General features: G+C 34.0%; 20 protein-coding genes. 8 read left to right on the top strand and 12 right to left on the bottom strand.

Features of this window, described 5'->3' with window-relative positions; all coding sequences use genetic code 11:
* The first annotated feature begins 54 nt into the window (after positions 1 to 54).
* The gene (gene smpB / locus AACZ49_RS08990; RefSeq protein WP_339653707.1) at positions 55 to 516 is read left to right on the top strand and encodes an SsrA-binding protein SmpB; all 462 of its coding nucleotides are present in this window, start codon (positions 55 to 57) and stop codon (positions 514 to 516) included.
* Here smpB and AACZ49_RS08985 read toward each other — a convergent pair whose 3' ends face one another.
* Positions 517 to 1,158, bottom strand: coding sequence for a protein-L-isoaspartate(D-aspartate) O-methyltransferase (locus AACZ49_RS08985; protein ID WP_339653704.1), 642 nt, complete (start codon positions 1,156 to 1,158; stop codon positions 517 to 519).
* Positions 1,159 to 1,305: 147 nt separating this feature from the next.
* On the opposite strand from AACZ49_RS08985, the gene AACZ49_RS08980 reads away from it, so the two are divergent.
* From AACZ49_RS08980 to AACZ49_RS08950, 7 genes are read left to right on the top strand one after another with little or no spacing between them, the layout of a single operon-like run.
* Entirely contained in the window at positions 1,306 to 2,280 is a 975-nt protein-coding gene (locus AACZ49_RS08980; protein WP_339654016.1) for a Gfo/Idh/MocA family oxidoreductase, read from the top strand.
* Positions 2,277 to 3,167: a 3-hydroxyacyl-CoA dehydrogenase NAD-binding domain-containing protein gene (locus AACZ49_RS08975; RefSeq protein WP_339653702.1), complete on the top strand. Its 891-nt coding sequence runs from the start codon at positions 2,277 to 2,279 to the stop codon at positions 3,165 to 3,167. Before AACZ49_RS08980 ends, AACZ49_RS08975 begins: the two co-directional genes overlap by 4 nt.
* A 24-nt stretch (positions 3,168 to 3,191) precedes the next feature.
* Positions 3,192 to 3,845: a YggS family pyridoxal phosphate-dependent enzyme gene (locus AACZ49_RS08970; RefSeq protein ID WP_339653699.1), complete on the top strand. Its 654-nt coding sequence runs from the start codon at positions 3,192 to 3,194 to the stop codon at positions 3,843 to 3,845.
* 42 nt (positions 3,846 to 3,887) lie between these two features.
* A complete protein-coding gene (locus tag AACZ49_RS08965; protein ID WP_339653696.1) occupies positions 3,888 to 5,258 on the top strand; it encodes an exonuclease domain-containing protein in 1,371 nt (456 codons plus the stop codon).
* 1 nt (position 5,259) lies between these two features.
* Positions 5,260 to 6,117 carry an ion transporter gene (locus AACZ49_RS08960; protein WP_339653693.1) on the top strand — a complete coding sequence of 286 codons (858 nt, stop codon included), beginning with the start codon at positions 5,260 to 5,262 and terminating at the stop codon, positions 6,115 to 6,117.
* Positions 6,110 to 7,030 carry a tRNA (adenosine(37)-N6)-dimethylallyltransferase MiaA gene (miaA, locus tag AACZ49_RS08955; RefSeq protein ID WP_339653690.1) on the top strand — a complete coding sequence of 307 codons (921 nt, stop codon included), beginning with the start codon at positions 6,110 to 6,112 and terminating at the stop codon, positions 7,028 to 7,030. Before AACZ49_RS08960 ends, miaA begins: the two co-directional genes overlap by 8 nt.
* Positions 7,023 to 7,511 (top strand): gluconokinase, encoded by a 489-nt coding sequence (locus AACZ49_RS08950; RefSeq protein WP_339653687.1) that lies wholly within the window; start codon positions 7,023 to 7,025, stop codon positions 7,509 to 7,511. Before miaA ends, AACZ49_RS08950 begins: the two co-directional genes overlap by 8 nt.
* A 53-nt stretch (positions 7,512 to 7,564) precedes the next feature.
* On the opposite strand, the gene AACZ49_RS08945 is transcribed toward AACZ49_RS08950, so the two are convergent.
* From AACZ49_RS08945 to bamD, 11 genes are all read right to left on the bottom strand, one after another.
* The gene (locus AACZ49_RS08945; protein WP_339653685.1) at positions 7,565 to 8,278 is read right to left on the bottom strand and encodes a response regulator transcription factor; all 714 of its coding nucleotides are present in this window, start codon (positions 8,276 to 8,278) and stop codon (positions 7,565 to 7,567) included.
* Positions 8,279 to 8,283: 5 nt separating this feature from the next.
* Positions 8,284 to 9,864, bottom strand: coding sequence for a HAMP domain-containing sensor histidine kinase (locus AACZ49_RS08940; protein ID WP_339653683.1), 1,581 nt, complete (start codon positions 9,862 to 9,864; stop codon positions 8,284 to 8,286).
* An 83-nt stretch (positions 9,865 to 9,947) separates the two neighbouring features.
* A complete protein-coding gene (gene coaE, locus AACZ49_RS08935; protein WP_339653680.1) occupies positions 9,948 to 10,532 on the bottom strand; it encodes a dephospho-CoA kinase in 585 nt (194 codons plus the stop codon).
* Positions 10,529 to 11,494 (bottom strand): CdaR family protein, encoded by a 966-nt coding sequence (locus AACZ49_RS08930; protein ID WP_339653678.1) that lies wholly within the window; start codon positions 11,492 to 11,494, stop codon positions 10,529 to 10,531. The genes coaE and AACZ49_RS08930 overlap by 4 nt, the downstream gene beginning before the upstream one ends.
* A complete protein-coding gene (locus AACZ49_RS08925) occupies positions 11,494 to 12,501 on the bottom strand; it encodes a glycosyltransferase (RefSeq protein ID WP_339653675.1) in 1,008 nt (335 codons plus the stop codon). Before AACZ49_RS08925 ends, AACZ49_RS08930 begins: the two co-directional genes overlap by 1 nt.
* A 55-nt stretch (positions 12,502 to 12,556) precedes the next feature.
* Positions 12,557 to 13,363, bottom strand: a complete 807-nt coding sequence (locus AACZ49_RS08920; protein ID WP_339653672.1) for an SDR family oxidoreductase — start codon at positions 13,361 to 13,363, stop codon at positions 12,557 to 12,559.
* Positions 13,364 to 13,538: 175 nt separating this feature from the next.
* Positions 13,539 to 15,194 carry a DNA repair protein RecN gene (recN, locus tag AACZ49_RS08915; protein ID WP_339653669.1) on the bottom strand — a complete coding sequence of 552 codons (1,656 nt, stop codon included), beginning with the start codon at positions 15,192 to 15,194 and terminating at the stop codon, positions 13,539 to 13,541.
* A 54-nt stretch (positions 15,195 to 15,248) separates the two neighbouring features.
* Positions 15,249 to 16,142 (bottom strand): DUF4835 family protein, encoded by an 894-nt coding sequence (locus AACZ49_RS08910; RefSeq protein WP_339653666.1) that lies wholly within the window; start codon positions 16,140 to 16,142, stop codon positions 15,249 to 15,251.
* Positions 16,135 to 17,340, bottom strand: a complete 1,206-nt coding sequence (gene coaBC, locus AACZ49_RS08905; RefSeq protein ID WP_339653663.1) for a bifunctional phosphopantothenoylcysteine decarboxylase/phosphopantothenate--cysteine ligase CoaBC — start codon at positions 17,338 to 17,340, stop codon at positions 16,135 to 16,137. The genes AACZ49_RS08910 and coaBC overlap by 8 nt, the downstream gene beginning before the upstream one ends.
* A 5-nt stretch (positions 17,341 to 17,345) precedes the next feature.
* Positions 17,346 to 17,672 (bottom strand): DNA-directed RNA polymerase subunit omega, encoded by a 327-nt coding sequence (locus AACZ49_RS08900; RefSeq protein WP_339653660.1) that lies wholly within the window; start codon positions 17,670 to 17,672, stop codon positions 17,346 to 17,348.
* 17 nt (positions 17,673 to 17,689) lie between these two features.
* Positions 17,690 to 18,517: an outer membrane protein assembly factor BamD gene (gene bamD / locus AACZ49_RS08895; protein ID WP_339653657.1), complete on the bottom strand. Its 828-nt coding sequence runs from the start codon at positions 18,515 to 18,517 to the stop codon at positions 17,690 to 17,692.
* Between the last annotated feature and the right edge of the window lie 90 nt (positions 18,518 to 18,607).

Genomic DNA, 18,607 nt, shown 5'->3' with positions numbered 1-18,607 from the left:
AAATAGTTTTAAAAGTTTAAGACATTCATTGAATTGTTCTTACTTTTGTCATCAATGCAAAACACGATTAACATAAAGAACAAGAAAGCTCATTTTGAATATGAGTTGATGGATAAATTTACAGCTGGTATAGTTTTAGCCGGTACTGAAATTAAAGCCATACGAGAAGGTCGTGCATCTATTACAGAGAGTTTTTGTGAGTTTAATGATAGAGATGAGCTTTTCGTAATCAATATGCAAATTGACGAATACTCGCATGCATCTCATTTTAACCACAAACCAAAAGCTGAACGAAAATTACTTCTACAAAAAAGAGAACTTAAAAAGTTGAGTAAGGAAGTAAAAACTTCAGGCTTAACGATTGTACCTCTTCGTGTATTTTTAAATGATAGAGGTCTTGCTAAAATGCAAATAGCTTTAGCAAAAGGTAAAAAGCTTTACGATAAAAGAGATTCTATTAAAGATCGTGACAATAAGCGTGACCTTGCTCGTGTAAAAAAGAGTTTCAACAACTAGTTAGTTCTTATTCTCTAATAGAGGAACAAATCGAAACGAGCCATATTCAGACTTAGAAAATTCCTTTTCAGTAGTTCGTACAAACAAAGTCATTATCTGCTCTTCAAAGCCTATAGGAATTACTAACCTACCTCCTACTTTTAACTGTGAAAGTAATGCCTTCGGCACTTCAGGAGCACCTGCAGTTACAATGATACGGTCAAATGGTGCCTGTTCCGGTAACCCCTTGTAACCATCTCCAAAAATAATTTTCTTAGGTCGGTAACCCATTTTCTTAAAAAATATATTGGTCTTCTTAAAAAGCTCAAGCTGTCTTTCTATGGTATAAACCTTGACTTTCAACTTTAAAAGAATGGCAGTTTGGTAACCACTACCTGTACCTATCTCCAATACTTTTTGACCATCTTCTAGTTGTAGCAATTCAGTCTGAAAGGCAACCGTAAATGGATGCGATATAGTTTGATTAGCGGCTATAGGAAATGCTTTGTTTTGATAAGCATGGCCCTCAAAGCTACTATCCATAAACAAATGACGTGGAATTTCACGAACAGCATCGAGTACCTTTTTATCCGCTATCCCCTTTTCTTCTAGTAATTGCGCTAAATGATTGCGCATGCCTCTATGCTTAAAGGTATCTTTCAATGGTAGTTGGTTTGACTTTCAAAGTTAGCAAAGATCTTTCAACGATGGAAGAACCTGTTTAAAACTTAAGTCAATAAATTATAAAATTGAAATAGCCTATAGGATAAAACTATCCAACTATGTGTATTTTTGAAGAAAACAAAACAAATGCTAAAAGTTGGTGTTTTAGGAGCTGGACATCTTGGTAAAATCCACCTCAGACTTCTAAATGAATCTAAAAAATATGAACTCATTGGGTTTTATGATGCAGATAGCTCTAATGGAGAAAAGGTAAGTGCCGATTTTGGCTATACTTATTTTAATAATCTTGATAATCTTATAGACGCAGTAGATGTTATAGACATAGTTACCCCTACACTGTCACATTTTGAATGTGCGAAAAAATCTATTGAAAAAGGAAAGCATATTTTCATTGAAAAACCTATTACCCATACTTTAGAAGAAGCTAATTCACTTTTAGCCTTAGAGGCTAAACACGGTGTAAAAGGTCAGGTTGGTCATGTTGAACGTTTTAATCCTGCATTTACTGCAGTAAAGAATGCTATAAAACAACCTATGTTTATTGAAAGTCATCGTTTAGCGGAGTTTAATCCAAGAGGCACCGATGTGCCTGTGGTATTAGATTTAATGATTCATGATATCGATGCAATTTTAAGTGTAGTCAATTCTGAGATAAAACAAATAAATGCAAGCGGAGTATCTGTAATTAGCCAATCGCCAGATATTGCAAATGCTAGATTAGAATTTGAAAATGGTTGTGTCGCCAATTTAACAGCAAGTAGAATTTCATTGAAAAACATGAGAAAATCTCGTTTCTTTCAAAAAGATGCTTACATCTCTGTTGATTTTTTAGAGAAGAAAGTAGAAGTCGTTAAAATGAAAGATGCACCAAAAGAACCTGGTGATTTTGACATGATTCTGCAGAATGCAGAAGGTATCAAAAAGCAGATATATTTTGAAAATCCGTCGATTGAAACCAATAACGCCATATTAGATGAACTTGAATCATTTGCAGAAGCCATAAATAATAATACCACACCAATTGTAAGCTTAAAACAAGGTACTCAAGCCCTAAAAGTAGCTTTACAAATTATCGCTGCATTTAATCCAAAGAAAATATGAAAAAAATTGCTGTAATAGGTGCTGGCACTATGGGTAATGGTATTGCCCATGTTTTCGCCCAAAACGGATTTCAAGTACACTTAATAGATGTTGCTAAAGATGCTCTTGTTAAGGGACTTGCCAACATAGCCAATAATTTGGATCGAATGTTGGCTAAGGATAAAATTTCAACTTCAGACAGAGATAATACACTCGCAAACATAATGCAGTTTACAGATTTAAAATCAGGAATTTCTGGAACAAATTTAGTTATTGAAGCTGCCACTGAAGATTTAGCCGTTAAACTAAATATTTTTAAAGATTTGGACGCCATATGTGATTCAAATACAATTTTAGCCTCCAATACGTCCTCAATATCTATAACGCAAATTGCAGCAGCTACCAACAGACCAGATAAAGTTATTGGTATGCATTTTATGAATCCTGTTCCCATAATGACCTTGGTTGAAATTATACGTGGTTACAGTACTTCAAACACAACGACCAAAACAATAATGGAGCTTTCCGAAAAATTAGGAAAAACTCCTACCGAGGTCAATGATTATCCAGGTTTTGTTGCTAATAGAATTTTAATGCCTATGATTAATGAGGCGATAGAAACCTTGCATCATGGGGTTGCCGGTGTTATAGAAATAGATACCGTTATGAAATTGGGTATGGCTCACCCTATGGGACCATTACAATTGGCAGATTTCATAGGTCTAGATGTTTGTCTTTCTATTTTAAATGTGATGCATGACGGTTTCAAAAATGCAAAATATGCACCTTCGCCCCTTTTGGTCAATATGGTGATGGCCGGTAAAAAAGGTCTGAAATCTGGAGAAGGTTTTTATGATTATTCCGAAAGTAGAAAAGCAGAAAAAATATCAAGTCAATTCGAAAATTAAAATTTTTCCATAACAGAATATACTATGTCCATAAAGGAAAATCTTTCCTCCATATTAAGTACACTGCCAGAATCTGTAACGCTGGTTGCCGTTTCAAAAACTAAACCGATATCGGACCTTCAACAAGTATATGATGAAGGTCAACGCATTTTTGGCGAAAATAGGGTTCAAGAAATGACAGAAAAATGGCAAAATATGCCAAAAGATATCGAATGGCATATGATTGGTCATCTTCAAAGGAATAAGGTCAAATATATGGCTGAATATGTTTCTTTGATACATGGCGTCGATAGTCCAAAATTATTGGCTGAAATAAATAAGCAAGCTGAAAAATGCAATAGAACCATTTCTTGTCTTTTGCAAGTTCATATAGCTGAGGAAGACACAAAGTTTGGTTTTGATGAAAAGGAGCTACTTGCGTTGCTACATAATGAAGAATTTAAGACCTATGAACACGTAAAGATTGTAGGTTTAATGGGTATGGCTACTTTTACAGATAATATGAATCAGGTTAGAAGGGAATTCAAAAGCCTAAAATCATTATTCACTAAATTAAAAAACAACTATCCAAATTTTACAACATTATCTATGGGTATGAGTGGGGATTATAAAATTGCCATAGAAGAAGGAAGTACTATGGTACGTATTGGAAGTAGTATCTTTGGAACGCGAAATTGAACCAAACGATTTCCACTATTTAAATAAATCAGATTTTACTAGATGTACGCGATTTTAGATATTGAAACCACAGGAGGGAAATTTAATGAGGAAGGTATCACCGAAATTGCTATTCATAAGTTTGATGGTCAAAAAGTAGTTGACAAATTTATCAGTTTGGTGAATCCTGAAAAGGAAATTCAACCTTTTGTAGTGAAACTCACCGGTATCAATAGTAAAATGTTGCAGACTGCACCTAAGTTTTACGAAGTAGCCAAACGAATTATTGAAATTACCGAAGACACCGTTTTAGTTGCTCACAATGCCCAATTCGATTACCGGATATTACGGACAGAATTTAGACGTTTGGGCTATAATTTCGAACGTAAAACCTTATGCACCGTTGACCTTTCAAAACTATTATTACCTGATGCTGAATCATATAGCCTTGGCAAGTTAGTTAGATCATTAGGCATACCTGTAAGTGATCGCCATAGAGCAAATGGAGACGCATTGGCAACAATAAAGTTATTCAAGTTTTTACTGGCAAAAGATTCGGAAAAAATAATTATAAAGGATACTATCAGAAAAGAAACACAAGGCGAGCTCTCTGAAAAACAATTAGATATTGTTAGAGAATTACCTAACAAGACTGGTATCTTTTATATGCATAATAAAGATGGTGATATTATCTACCTTAGTAAAAGCACAGATATCAAGAAAAAGGTAAACCAACTCTTTACCAAAAGTGGTGACAAATCTAGAAAACTAGCTAAGGATACTAAAAAAGTAACTTATGAGCTAACAGGAAATGAGCTGGTAGCAATTCTTAAAGAACACGAAGAATTATTAAAGCTTAGACCTAAATATAGCACCATTCCTAGAAAGAGAATGTTTAGTCATACACTGTGTAAAACCAAAAATAAAAATGGTTACTATGCTTTAGAAATTAAAGCATATCGCGAATGTAAAGAACCTTTAGCCCTATTCAACGGAATATTCAGTGCTAAAAATTACTTATATAAAATTACAAAAGATCTAGAGTTATGTGAGAAAGTGAATGGTATTAGTGAAGCTAGAAATAATTGTTCTGGATATGAAAATGGCACTTGCAAAGGTGCCTGTATCAGTAAGGAAGACCAAAAAGAATATAACGACCGTGTATTAGCTGCAATTTCAAAAAATAGTATTCGTAAGGATGCAAATATCTTATTGATTGACAAAGGGCGTGAGATTGGTGAACAAAGTGCAATTTTAATTAAAAATGGCTCGCTTGTTGGTTTTGGTTTTTACGACCTTAACTATCAAATAAATAATAATCATATCTTGGAAACCTTAATCACCCCATTGAACGGTACACGAGACGCTAATTTTCTAATAGAATCTTATCTTAGAAAAAAAAGAGTTCATAAAATTGTAGAATTAAAGGCTTAAGTTGAAAGAGGAAGACAAATTATCACCGTGGAAAAATAAACTTCATGAAATTATTTATGAAGCAGATACTCCCATGGGTAAATTATTCGATTTAATTTTATTCGTAATCATCATTTTCAGCGTAATTCTAATAATGCTCGAAAGTGTAAAATCAATTGACGCAGAGTACCATGAAATATTATTTGTGCTTGAATGGGTAGTTACCGTTTTCTTTACAGTTGAATATATCGCTCGAATTATTTGTATTAAAAAACCTAGTCACTATATTTTTAGTTTTTATGGAATTATAGACTTCTTATCGACGATACCTCTTTATATATCATACATTTTTGCAGGATCACAAGTATTATTAGCTGTTCGTGCCTTTAGATTGTTACGAGTATTTAGAATATTAAAATTAGCTCGGTTTTTAGGAGAGGCTTCACAATTAAAAAGAGCATTAAAAGCTAGCAGAGCTAAAATCACGGTTTTTCTTTTCGCTGTCCTAATTGCTTCAGTGATGATGGGAACCCTTATGTATTTAATTGAAGGTGATGAAGCTGGCTTTACCAGCATACCTACTAGTATTTACTGGACCATAGTAACTCTTACCACGGTAGGCTACGGAGACATAGCCCCCATTACACCACAAGGACAAGCTATTGCCACCATCATTATGTTATTAGGATACGGAATTATCGCTGTGCCTACAGGAATGGTCACTGCTGAATTTGCCAAGCAAAACAAAGACAAATCGAATGATGGAGAACTGGGTATGTATGTTCATGTAAACACCAAAAGTTGCCCTACATGTAGTAAAGAGGGCCATAGAGATGATGCAACCCATTGTTATAACTGCGGATCACTATTAAATGAATAAAATTCTTATTTCTGTTGTAGGCCCTACCGCTATTGGTAAAACCAAACTGGCAATTTTATTGGCTCAGTATTACCGTACTGAAATAATTTCAGCCGATTCTAGACAGTTTTTCAAAGAAATGAATATTGGTACAGCTGTACCAACAAGCGAAGAATTAAAACTTGCAAAGCATCATTTTATTCAACACAAAAGTATAACCGAGCCCTATTCGGTTGGAGATTTTGAGCGAGATGCTATTAAAAAAATAGCTTCTCTCTTTAAAACAAATGAAGTTGTAATTATGGTTGGTGGTAGCGGACTTTATGTCAATGCTGTTACCGAAGGATTAAATTCCTTTCCAACAATTAAATCGAATGTTAGAGAGGCACTGAATTTTGAACTCAAAGAGCATGGAATTGAATATTTACAAGAAAAATTAGAAAGGTTAGATCCGCTTTATTTCAAACAGGTAGATATTCATAATCCACAACGTGTAATTAGAGCTCTTGAAGTAACTATCGGTAGTGGAAAGCCTTATTCTTCATTTATAGATAAGCCCAAAGCTAAAAGAGATTTCAGAGTCATAACAGTGGGCATAAAAGCAGATAGGACTATAATCTATGACCGCATCAACCAAAGAGTTGATGTAATGATAGCGGCAGGCCTTCTTGAAGAAGCCAAAGAAGTACTACCATATAGAAATTATAATGCATTGCAAACCGTTGGTTATAAAGAACTGTTCAATTTCTTTGATAACGAGTGGACCTTAGAATTCGCAATTTCAGAAATTAAGAAAAATACCAGAAGATTTGCAAAAAGACAACTTACATGGTTTTTTAAAAATGAAGACACCCGTTGGTTTAATTATGACTATGAACAAAAAAATATATTAAACAAAATAAATACTGAAATTTTAAAATTAAAGAATGGTTAAATCACAAATCTTGTTTGTCATGGGAGTTTCCGGTAGTGGAAAATCAACTATTGGAAAACTGCTGGCTGAAAAGTTGAAGATTCCGTTCTTTGATGGAGACAGTTTTCATCCGGAGGCAAATGTCAAGAAAATGAGTGAAGGAAAACCTTTGAATGACGATGATCGCCAAGGTTGGTTAGAGCGGTTAAATGAAGTTGCATTGAATAATATATCAACAGGGGCAGTAATTGTTTGTTCAGCACTTAAAGAAAAGTATAGGACTATTTTGGGGCAAAATTTAGAAGGTAAATATAAAATCATCTATTTAAACGGAAGCTTTGAACTAATTAACAAGCGTTTAAATGAACGTAAGAATCACTACATGCCAAAAGGACTTTTACAGTCTCAATTTGACACCTTAGAAATACCTACCAACGTTCTTACCATTTCCATTGACCAAACACCTAGCGAAATCTTAACCGAGATTACTAAAAAGCTTTAAAACCAAAAAGCATCCTATTAAGGATGCTTTTTGGTTTTAAATGTTACTAAAATTTATTCATCTTCAGTCTTGACTACCAAACGGAAACCTTCTCCGTGAATATTCAATATTTCAACCGTATCATCAACTTTTAAATACTTACGTAATTTGGCGATATATACATCCATACTACGAGAAGTAAAGTAATTATCATCTCTCCATATCTTGGTCAATGCTAATTCACGTGGCATTAAATCATTTTCATGTAATGCCAATAAGCGTAACAATTCATTCTCTTTTGGTGATAACTTGATAGCTTCGTTATCTTTATATTTAAGAAATCTCAATTTAGAATTCAAGTGAAAACCACCAATTTTGAATTCAAATTTTTTGCTATCAGCTAAACCATTAGAAGCTTTTCTTTGAAGAATAGCTTTCAATTTCATCAACAATACTTCAGAATCGAAAGGCTTATTCAAATAATCATCTGCACCAGCTTTATATCCTTTTAGAACATCTTCCTTCATTGTTTTTGCAGTTAGAAAAACAATAGGTACATTCTCGTTCTTTTCTCGAATCTCTTTTGCTAAAGTAAATCCATCTTTATAAGGCATCATTACATCCAAAATACAGATATCAAAATTATCCTTTTTGAACTTTTCAAAACCTTCCATTCCATTTTTGGCTAATGTGACATCGAAGTCATTCATAGACAAATAATCTTTCAATACAATACCAAAATTTGGATCGTCCTCAACTAAAAGTATTTTCTTATTTATTGTTTCCATAATATTTATATTAACGGCAGTTTGATGTAAAACGTACTTCCTTTTCCTTTTTCACTTTCGGCGTATACTTCACCTTGGTGATCTTCAACTATTTTTTTAACGTAGGCCAATCCTAAACCATGCCCCTTAACGTTGTGTATATCTCCTGTGTGTTCTCTATAGAATTTTTCAAAAACTTTCTTGAGAACACCTTTACTCATACCAGTACCTTGATCTTGAACCTTGATGATGATGTAATTCTTTGCTCTTTCTGTATACACATCTATTTTAGGTGCCTGTTCAGAATATTTAATGGCATTATCGAGCATGTTCACTAATACATTGGTAAAATGCATTTCGTTTGCTAATACTTCTGATCGTTCAGCATCTAAATGTGTATGTATATACCCACCTCTATCATCCACAATTAGCTCTACATGTGTAATAGCATCTTCTATTATATCATGTACATTAACCCTATCCTTACTAATATCAAGTTGATTTTTCTCTAACTTGGATATACGCAAGACGTTTTCTACTTGAGCGTGCATTCTTTTGTTTTCATCTCGAATCATCTGCAAGTATCGCAACACCTTCTCTTGATCCCCAATAATTTTAGGATTTTTAATAGCTTCTACCGCTAAGTTTATTGTCGCTATCGGTGTTTTAAATTCATGCGTCATGTTGTTAATGAAATCTGTTTTTATTTCAGAAATCTGTTTCTGACGAATCAATTGATAAATTGCCCCAGAATACGCCACCACAATAATTATGGTAAACAATAACGAAAGTAAAGCCAAACCTAAAATAGATTGAACCAAAAAACGTTTTTTCTTCGGAAAGGATATTAGCAAATCGAAATTTGAAACTCCCTCAAAGTCAACAAACATGGGCGATTTATAAATATTGGTTTCCGCATACTTAAACCTATTCGATTTAATTTTGGTCGGCAAACTATTACTATAAACACCGTATTCAAATGAAATATCTATACCTCTATTTTCTAATTCACGTTGCAACAACAATTCAATTTCCTGCTTAGAAACCCTCTTATGAATGGCTGTTCGTTTTGCGTGCACCATAAACATCTCTTCCATGGCTGCCTTTTCCATTTTATTAAGACCTCCTATTTTTTCAATACGCTGAATAGGATTTAAACGAAAGGCATTACCTTCTAAATCGAAATCCTCTTTAAAGATAGAGGTTGTTCGTTTGCTTGTATAATTTTTAATAATAGTGGTATCTAAACCATCAGTACTATCAAAGAACGTAGACGAAATACCATAATCCTCTTCCAAAATACCGTGTTCATACAGTAGAATTTCATTAGAATTGACATCCCTATCAATGAAGAAAAAATTTGTTAGCTGTGTACCTTTAAGCTCACCAATACTATCTTTTGCATTTAAATATCTATCGAAGTAGTTCTTAGTTTCTCTTTCAGAAATTTTATTGGTGACACTGTTCAATGCTTCAGAAACACTACTCGAGAATTGCTCTTCACTGCTATCAATAGATTTTTTAATCCAGAAGCTTTGAACGAAAATCAGACCAATAAGAGAAAGGCTCATTAAAACCACTAAGAGCACAAATAACTTTTTGTTCATTGAGGGATAAAATTAAAGATTTAACAGTTAGACGATAGTACGTTTAACCTAACCTTAACAAAAATGTTAAAATTACTAAAGGTCTAACAATCAGCTAGAATAGCTTCATGTATTTCAAGAACTTTTAAGGCTGTAGTTTTCAAGTCAATATTGTCTATGACAAAATCGGTTAATTTTAACTTTGTTTCATCATCAAGTTGATTATTCATTCTGGCCACAATCTGCGCTTTCGTTGATTTATCGCGAGATAAAATTCGATCTATTCTCATCGCTATGGGGCTGGTTATTAAAATTACCGAATCATAAAACTCTTGGGCATTATTTTCAAAAAGCAATGCCGTTTCTTGAATTACATATGGGGCATTTTGTTTTTTTGTCCATTTTAGAAAATCTTTCCGAACCATAGGATGCACTATTTGATTAACGTTCTTTAACAAATCAGAATTATTGAAAACCTTTTTTGCGATATATGCTCTATTTAATTTATCTTCTAAGTATGCTTTTTCACCTAAAAGTTCAACTATCTGCTTCCTTATTTTTTTTGAGGTATTCATTAAATACTTAGCCCGCTCATCAGAATCATACACGGGCACACCGAGCTCTCGAAACATTGCTGCTATGGTAGACTTACCACTTCCTATACCACCTGTTAGTCCTACTACAATCATTCCCTTCTTAAAATAAATTCAATTTCATTGGTATCTATCATAACATTGTTCAACGTCTTAGGGTATTTTTTTAATCTAATCGACAAACGATTTCCGGTTGCTGAAGAGATCTTTGAATAATCTGCTACTACCTCAAAATCCTTAACCTCTAATTCTTTTAAGCGTTCCAATGTACCTTGGCATCGCACTTCTATAATTTCAGGAAAAGTTCTCATCTCTACATTTGGCGGTAAATTTATTACCGTAACTGGCACCTCGATAACTAGCTCAGAAAATTTAACCACATTACCGCTAACATTAACAAAATCATTTGAAAAAGTAGTTCCATTCAATTGCTTAGGCAACTTTAATGCAACATCTTTCGAAAATGAATTATCTAAATCATCAATTTTAATCAGTTCTGTTTCTATAATGTCAATGGTATCAATCTGACTTTTAGGACCTGAAATTAGAATAGAATCTGGCTGTAATAATATTTGCCCCTCTAAAATATGATTGGCAGCAAATGTCAATTCCATCATTGCTCTAACAGGAACTTTTTTTGTTTTCAACGAGGTAAAATCGAAATGAATAACATCACTATCGAAATCAGTTAATGTACTGTAATTATTAAGTTGAGCTTCTAATTGTATTCTAATCTGATCTGAGGTTAAATAATAGCTATCGTCTTTGTGCATTACTTTACTAACATCTAATTGAATCTCTTTTGGCTTTAATTGGTAACCTAAAAATTGAAACCCAACCGCCTTCAATCTTACTTGAAGTTCTTTTTTAGGGGTATTTGCCAATAAAAACTCTGAAGGAATATTAACATAAGTAATATTAAAAGTTGTATTGCTCGTATAAGTTTGTGAAAGTTTATTAATTAACCAGGCTAGCGAAGCACATAATAAAAATACAAGAAAGACTTTCACCTTTCTTTTTTTCAATCCTGTACGTATCCATTCCAATAGCCGTTCCATCAATTAACTCTAAAAAATAATTTAGGAAAAATTTCCTCTGGTTTTTTATTGATCAAATTAATATACAAGGTTGATTTTAAAAATCCGTACCCATATCCGAAAAATTGTATCGCAGTTGCCAATAGTGCTAAAAAGGCAACCTTCAAATTTCTAGTTTTATGCAACGCATCTATAAACAAAATTAAAAAATAGGCTGCGTAGAAATATAATGGAATTTTAAAACCAACTATAAACAATAAAATCGAAATCAATAGACCAAGACAGAATAGTGTAGGAAACCAATAGGTTATTTTTTTTGTTTCAGGGTGCCAAAAATTTAAAATAGGCCTTACCATTCCGAACTTATTTACCTGTATATAAAACTTATTCCAATCTATACGTCTTTTATGAAACACAAAGGCTGATGAAATTAATTTGGTTCTATAACCTTTTTCCCAGATACGTATGGCAAGGTCTGGATCTTCCCCTGGGTGAATATTTCCATAACCGCCTACATTTTCAAAAGCCTCTTTCGAAATACCCATGTTGAAGCTTCTAGGCTGAAATTTATCTACTGCTTTTTTACCACCACGAATTCCGCCAGTAGTCAAAAATGAAGTCATGGCATAATTAATTGCCTTTTGTACGACCGTAAAAGATTTATGTGCAGCATCTGGCCCTCCATAACAGTGTACAAAATCTTCTTTTAAACTCTTTTCTACTACTTGTAGATATTCAGGAGGAAGTATACAATCGGAGTCTAGTATTATAAAATAATTACCATTAGCCTTGCCCATTCCGTAATTACGAGAATCTCCTGGACCTGAATTTCGTTTTTTATAATAGGATATGGAAACTGAATCTAGATACTCACCTATAACATCTTCTGATGAGATAGTAGAGCCGTCTTCGACAATGACCACCTCAAAAGTTTTATCATAGGTTTGTAACCGTAGACTATTCAACAGCTCCTTAATTTCATTGGGTCTATTGTATACGGGAATGATAAAAGAAAACGATAAGTCCATTATTACTTTCCTTTAATAAATAGGCTCCTAAAAAAAAGGATGATTGAAGACCTGATTAAAATTTCTCTATAACTTCTTGACTTACCCCTGTATTGGAAAAACCACCGTCATGAAACAAGTTCTGCATGGTAACTTTTCTGGTTAAGTCAGAGAACAAGGTTACCGTGTAATCCGCACAATCTTGAGCAGTTGCATTACCCAGTGGAGACATTTTCTCTGCATAACTAATAAAACCATCAAAACCTTTAACACCTTGCCCAGCTGTAGTTGCTGTCGGAGATTGTGAAATTGTATTCACTCTAACTTTCTTTTCTTTTCCAAAGAAATAACCAAAACTACGTGCAATAGATTCTAAATATGCTTTGTTATCTGCCATATCATTATAATCCGGGAACGTTCGTTGTGCAGCCATATAGGTCAAAGCAACAACACTTCCCCATTCATTCATAGCATCAGCCTTATATAATGATTGTAATACTTTATGAAAAGAAAGAGCCGATACATCCCATCCTTTAGCAGTGAAATCATATTTTTCATCAGTGTAAGCACGTCCTTTACGAACATTTACCGACATACCGATAGAATGCAATACAAAATCAATCTTGCCTCCTAAAATCTCCACTGACTTAGCAACTAAATTATCCAAATCTTCAACGCTTGTAGCATCTGCAGGAATAATCTGAGAACCGGTTTTTTTTGCAAGTTCATCAATCTGACCCATTCTCATTGCAATTGGGGCATTTGTCAAAACAAAAGTACCACCTTCATCATGTACAGTTTGTGCTGTTTTCCATGCAATAGAATTCTCATCTAATGCTCCAAAAATAATTCCCCTTTTCCCTTTTAATAAGTTATATCCCATGATAGTTAATTCAATAGTTAAAGTTATAATTCAAAGATATCTAAAATATGTTAAAACCGAATTGAAGTGTGTAGTAAATACCCATATCAACTACATAAAGTCAGGGGCATTCTATAAGATTAGATTTCACAAAATTACCACTGGCAATCTAAGTGAATCCAAAATAAACTCTTAATCACGTATTCATTAATTGTCTTGCATGAGCCAATGCTGAGTCCGATAGGTCTTTACCTCCCAGCATATGTGCCAATTCGACAACCCTTTCGTCAGTCGTTAATTTTTTCATGTTAGTCATCGTACGTTCAGCTCCTTCAGTTTTAAACACTTTAAAATGATTATTTCCTTTTGATGCGACTTGGGGTAAATGAGTTATTGAAAACACTTGTAAATCAGCACTCATATCTTTCATTATATCCGCCATTCTGTTTGAAATTTCTCCAGATACACCAGTGTCAATTTCATCAAACATTATTGTGGGCAGTTTTTCATATTTAGCAAGAATCGCTTTTATTACTAACATAATTCTGGATAATTCTCCCCCAGATGCTACTTTTTTCAACTCACCATAACTACCACCTCTATTTGCTGTAAAAAGGAAGGAAAGCTCATCCATTCCTGTTGTTGTGTAGGTATCGGTTGCGCTTAATTCAATTTCAAAAGATGCACTAGGCATTCCCAATAACGTTAAATCCGCTTCTAACTTCGATTTCAATTTTGGTATGACCGCAATTCGCTTTTCACGTAATACAAAAGCCTGTTCCTCTAATGCAGATTCTATCTCTTGCAACTCGCGTGTCTTCAATGAAATCTTTTCATCTAAATGAGCCGTCTCAAAAACTTTGTCTGCAAGGTCATTTTTTATGGTAATCAATTCTGAAACCTCACTTACATTATGCTTTTTCAACAAATTATAAAGAAGCTGTAGCTTCCCATTCACCTCTTCCAGCATTTTAGGGTCAGCTTCAACACCTTCTTGCAATCGTTGTAATTCTGAACTTACATCATCTAATTCTATAAATACTGATTGTACACGTTGATGTAACTCTTTAAAATTCGACCCAAAATCGACCAATTTCGATAAGGACTGTCTCATTTCGGTTACTAAAGATAGTACTCCTATTTGCTCGTCATTAAACAATTGGTCACCTTTAGATAATTGCGCCATGATCAATTCAACATTGTTTAATTGCTCGTACTCCTCTTCTAGCGCTTCAACAATACCTATTTTCAAAGGAGCTTTCTCCAGTTCAGTCAACAAAAAAGAATTATAATCTTGTTCTTTGTTAGCCGAGTTTTGCTTTTCAATTAAACCTTGAAGTTCTTTTTGTGTTTTACGGTACGTTTTTAAACCTTTGCCATATGCTAATAATCGTTTCTGATTATCTGCCAATGCATCTATCAATTTTAACTGAAAGTCATTTTCGGTTAATTGCATGGTCTGGTGCTGAGAGTGAATATCAATTAAATTTTCACCAAGTCTAGAAAGCACATCTAAAGTTACTGGAGTATCATTTATAAAAGCCCGTGACTTACCACTTGGTAAAATCTCCCTTCTAATGACTGTACTAACATCATAATCTAAATCGTTCTCTTCAAAGAAATTCTGAAGTCCGTAGGAATCAATTTTGAAAATACCCTCAATAATACATTTTTCATCCTTTACCCGTAAAGAAGATAAATCTGCCCGTTTGCCAAGCACAAGAGATAAACCACCAAGTAGAATTGATTTACCTGCACCTGTCTCACCTGTAATTACGGTAAAACCTTTATCGAAGTCTACTTCAAGACTATCAATTAATGCATAATTTGTTATGGTAAGAGTTGAAAGCACGCTACAGAATTTTAGATCAACAAAGGTAATCTATATTCCGTTTTGAAAAAAGGTTCAATATTTAATATCGTTCCAGGTAGTAGCGTATAATGGAGCAATTTTATTTAAGGTTTCCTTCAATTTAACAATATCTACCTTTGGTCCGTCGGAAAAAATATTTTGTATCTCTTCAGATTTTGCATCAAAGAACGTAGAAATCAAAAACGCATTAGGCCTTCTATTGATCATTGTCTGAAAAAGATTCATGGTACCTGCAATCACTTGTTTTCCAGTACTATTATTATCGGACATAATATCTAACCCTTTTCTATGGTAATTATACATTGCAATTCGGTATTCCCTATACGTGTTTGACAATAGGTTATCTACCAATTCAAACCTACTTCTATTAGAGTCTGCAGATTGACTCCATCCAGCAAAATTACTTCCTTGCGCCATGGTCACAATATTCTGTGCCTTTCTATAAAAATCAGTACCACCTTCTAAAGCAAAGGTGTCTGCATCTAGACCTAAAACTATATACGCATAATACGACAATACACTCACCAAATTAGATTCAAACTGATTATCGTTGAATATTAATGGTTGAAATTCAATATATTGAAAACTAAACTGATTGTCTTTATAATTAAAAACCGGTGTGGAGTATGATGTATTGTATACTGGTCTTGAAGATTGTATTTGTATAGTACCTTTAAATCGGTTCGATTCGTACTCGGTAATCGTAATGAACATCTGTGCATTTATACGCTCGTTCTCCTTGTATACCCGATTCGTCCATTTTGACTTGTTCACAAAATCATTGAGTGAACGCTCTAAAGTCTTAAACACCTGAAGGTCTCCTTGCGATAACTGATCAGAATTAACCGTAACGGTACAAGTTAATTCTTGTGCCTTAGCAGAGCAACTTACTAAACACAACAGTAGTAGAAAAAGAATCTTACGCATAACGTCTTTTAATAATTTCATTAAAGATGTCCACAGCAACGTCTGCCTTGGTCTTTAGTTCAAACGTAGTTATGCTAGAATTGGTATCTATAAATGAAATTTTATTGGTAGCACCACCAAAACCAGCTCCCTTATCTTGCATCGAATTCATTACTATTGCATCTAAATTCTTACGCTTAAGCTTACCCAGTGCATTCTCTAACTCATTTTCAGTCTCCAAGGCAAAACCTACCAAGTATTGATTTTTCTTGTGCTCACCGAAAGTTTTTAGAATATCTGTATTCTTGACCAATTCTATAGTTAAGTTCTCGTCAGACTTTTTAATTTTCTGCTCTGCTACCATTTTAGGTCGATAATCGGCAACTGCTGCTGCACAAATTACGATATCTGAATTATCATAATACATCTGTGCGCTATGATACATATCTTCTGCAGAAACAACTTTTACCACATGAATATTATCGTGCATTATCGACAAATGTGTAGGACCGGTTACCAAATAAACTTCGGCACCTAATTTTGCTGCTGTTTTTGCAAGCTCAAAACCCATTAACCCAGAAGAATGGTTTCCAATAAAACGTACAGGATCTATAGCCTCATAAGTAGGTCCGGCCGTAATCAGTACTTTTTTTCCTGATAATGGCAAACCTTGAGAAAGTTGATTTTTAATAAAATCAACAATGGCCTCTGGCTCGGCCATTCTGCCCTCACCATGTAGACCACTCGCAAGCTCACCACTAGTTGCAGGTATAATCTTATTACCGAATGATATGAGAGCATCCATTGAGCTTTTTGTACTCGGATGCTTATACATGTCCAGATCCATAGCGGGAGCTACAAAAACCGGACATTTAGCTGATAAGTAAGTTGCCAATAAAATATTATCGCAATTACCAGAAGCCATTTTAGCCATGGTGTTTGCCGTTGCCGGTGCAATTATCATCAGGTCTGCCCAAAGTCCTAATTCCACATGATTGTTCCAATCTATGGTGTTTGCTTCCGACTTTACAAAATCTAATACCACAGGGTTTTTAGCCAAAGTAGCTAATGTAAGCGGGGAAACAAAAGAGCTGGCACTATCCGTCAGTATGACCTTAACGTTAGCGCCAGCTTTTATAAATAAACGAACTAAGAATGTTGTTTTATAAGCAGCAATTCCTCCGGTAATCCCTAAAAGAATGTTTTTGCCGTTCAACATATTTCTTAAGCGTCTTTTTCTGTATTTCTATGGTATATTTTATCCATCAGCCACTCCTCTACTGCCATAGCATGAGGCTTAGGTAATTTTTCGTAAAATTTAGAAACTTCTATTTGTTCTTTATTTTCAAAAACCTCCTCTAAACTATCACTATAAGTAGCAAACTCTTCTAATTTCTCTAAAAGTTCTTTTTTAATTTCAGAATTAATCTGAACAGCACGCTTTGCAGCAATTGAAATTGCCTCGTAAATATTTTCAGTTGGCTTATCAAACTCGTTACGATTAATAGTAACAGTAGATACCGCTGCTTTTGAGTTTTTTAAATCGTTCATATTCATAATTAAATTATTTATTTTGATTCAACAGTCTGTGGTTGCAAACGTTGTAATTCTTTATTTATTTTCTCGATAAGATCATTAACTTCTTTATCAAATTTTGATTCTGGATATTGCTTCTTAAGTGTGCTGTAGGCTGCTTTTGCTGTTTTTAAACGCTCCTCTTTTAAACTCTCAAAGCTGTTCATCGCCATGTGGGCCAAAGCCTGTAATTTTACAAACATTGCTTCTTCCCTAAATTTTGAACCAGGATTATCAGATACAAAGTTATCACTTGCAGCTACGGCAGATTTAAGCATGTCATAGTTAAACTCACCTAACTTATTGTATTGCTTCATTATTTGAAAAGCTTTCTCTTCTTTCTTAGCAGTAAGCTCTTGCGCCATCTCATTTGCTTCTGCAAAATATTCAGATTCAGAATACGTATTAATAAAGTTTTGCAACTTCAATAGCGCTTTATCTGTTTCAGTTTGATCTAAAGAATATTCAGGAGATAACTCATAATAGCTTTTAGCACCTAAGAAAGATGCCTCAATAATTTTATCACTTTTCGGATATGATTTTATGAAACGTTCAAATTGATAGCCGGCCATATTAAAATCGCCACGTTTAAAATAACTATTGGATAAAAAGAACATTACACGCTCACCTTGTGGCTTACCTACATATTTTGGTGCTATCTGTTCATACAAACGGTTAGCCCTTTTGAAATCTCCTTGTTCATAGTATTTTTCAGCCATATCGTATTTAGCCTTTAGATCATCGTTCTTAAGCACCTTTTGGTACTCGCTACAAGATTGTAAAGCAATGGCAATCAATAGAATCGGAAATATTCGCCTCATTTTAAAAAACATTTTGCAAAATTAGTGATTATCAATGGATTTAAAAAACATTTTAAACCAATAAAAATACAGGCTTTATGCGGCACAAAA

It is taken from the genome of uncultured Maribacter sp. (genome assembly GCF_963975365.1).
Taxonomy (GTDB): domain Bacteria; phylum Bacteroidota; class Bacteroidia; order Flavobacteriales; family Flavobacteriaceae; genus Maribacter.
This window is presented reverse-complemented; position numbering and strand designations above follow the sequence as displayed.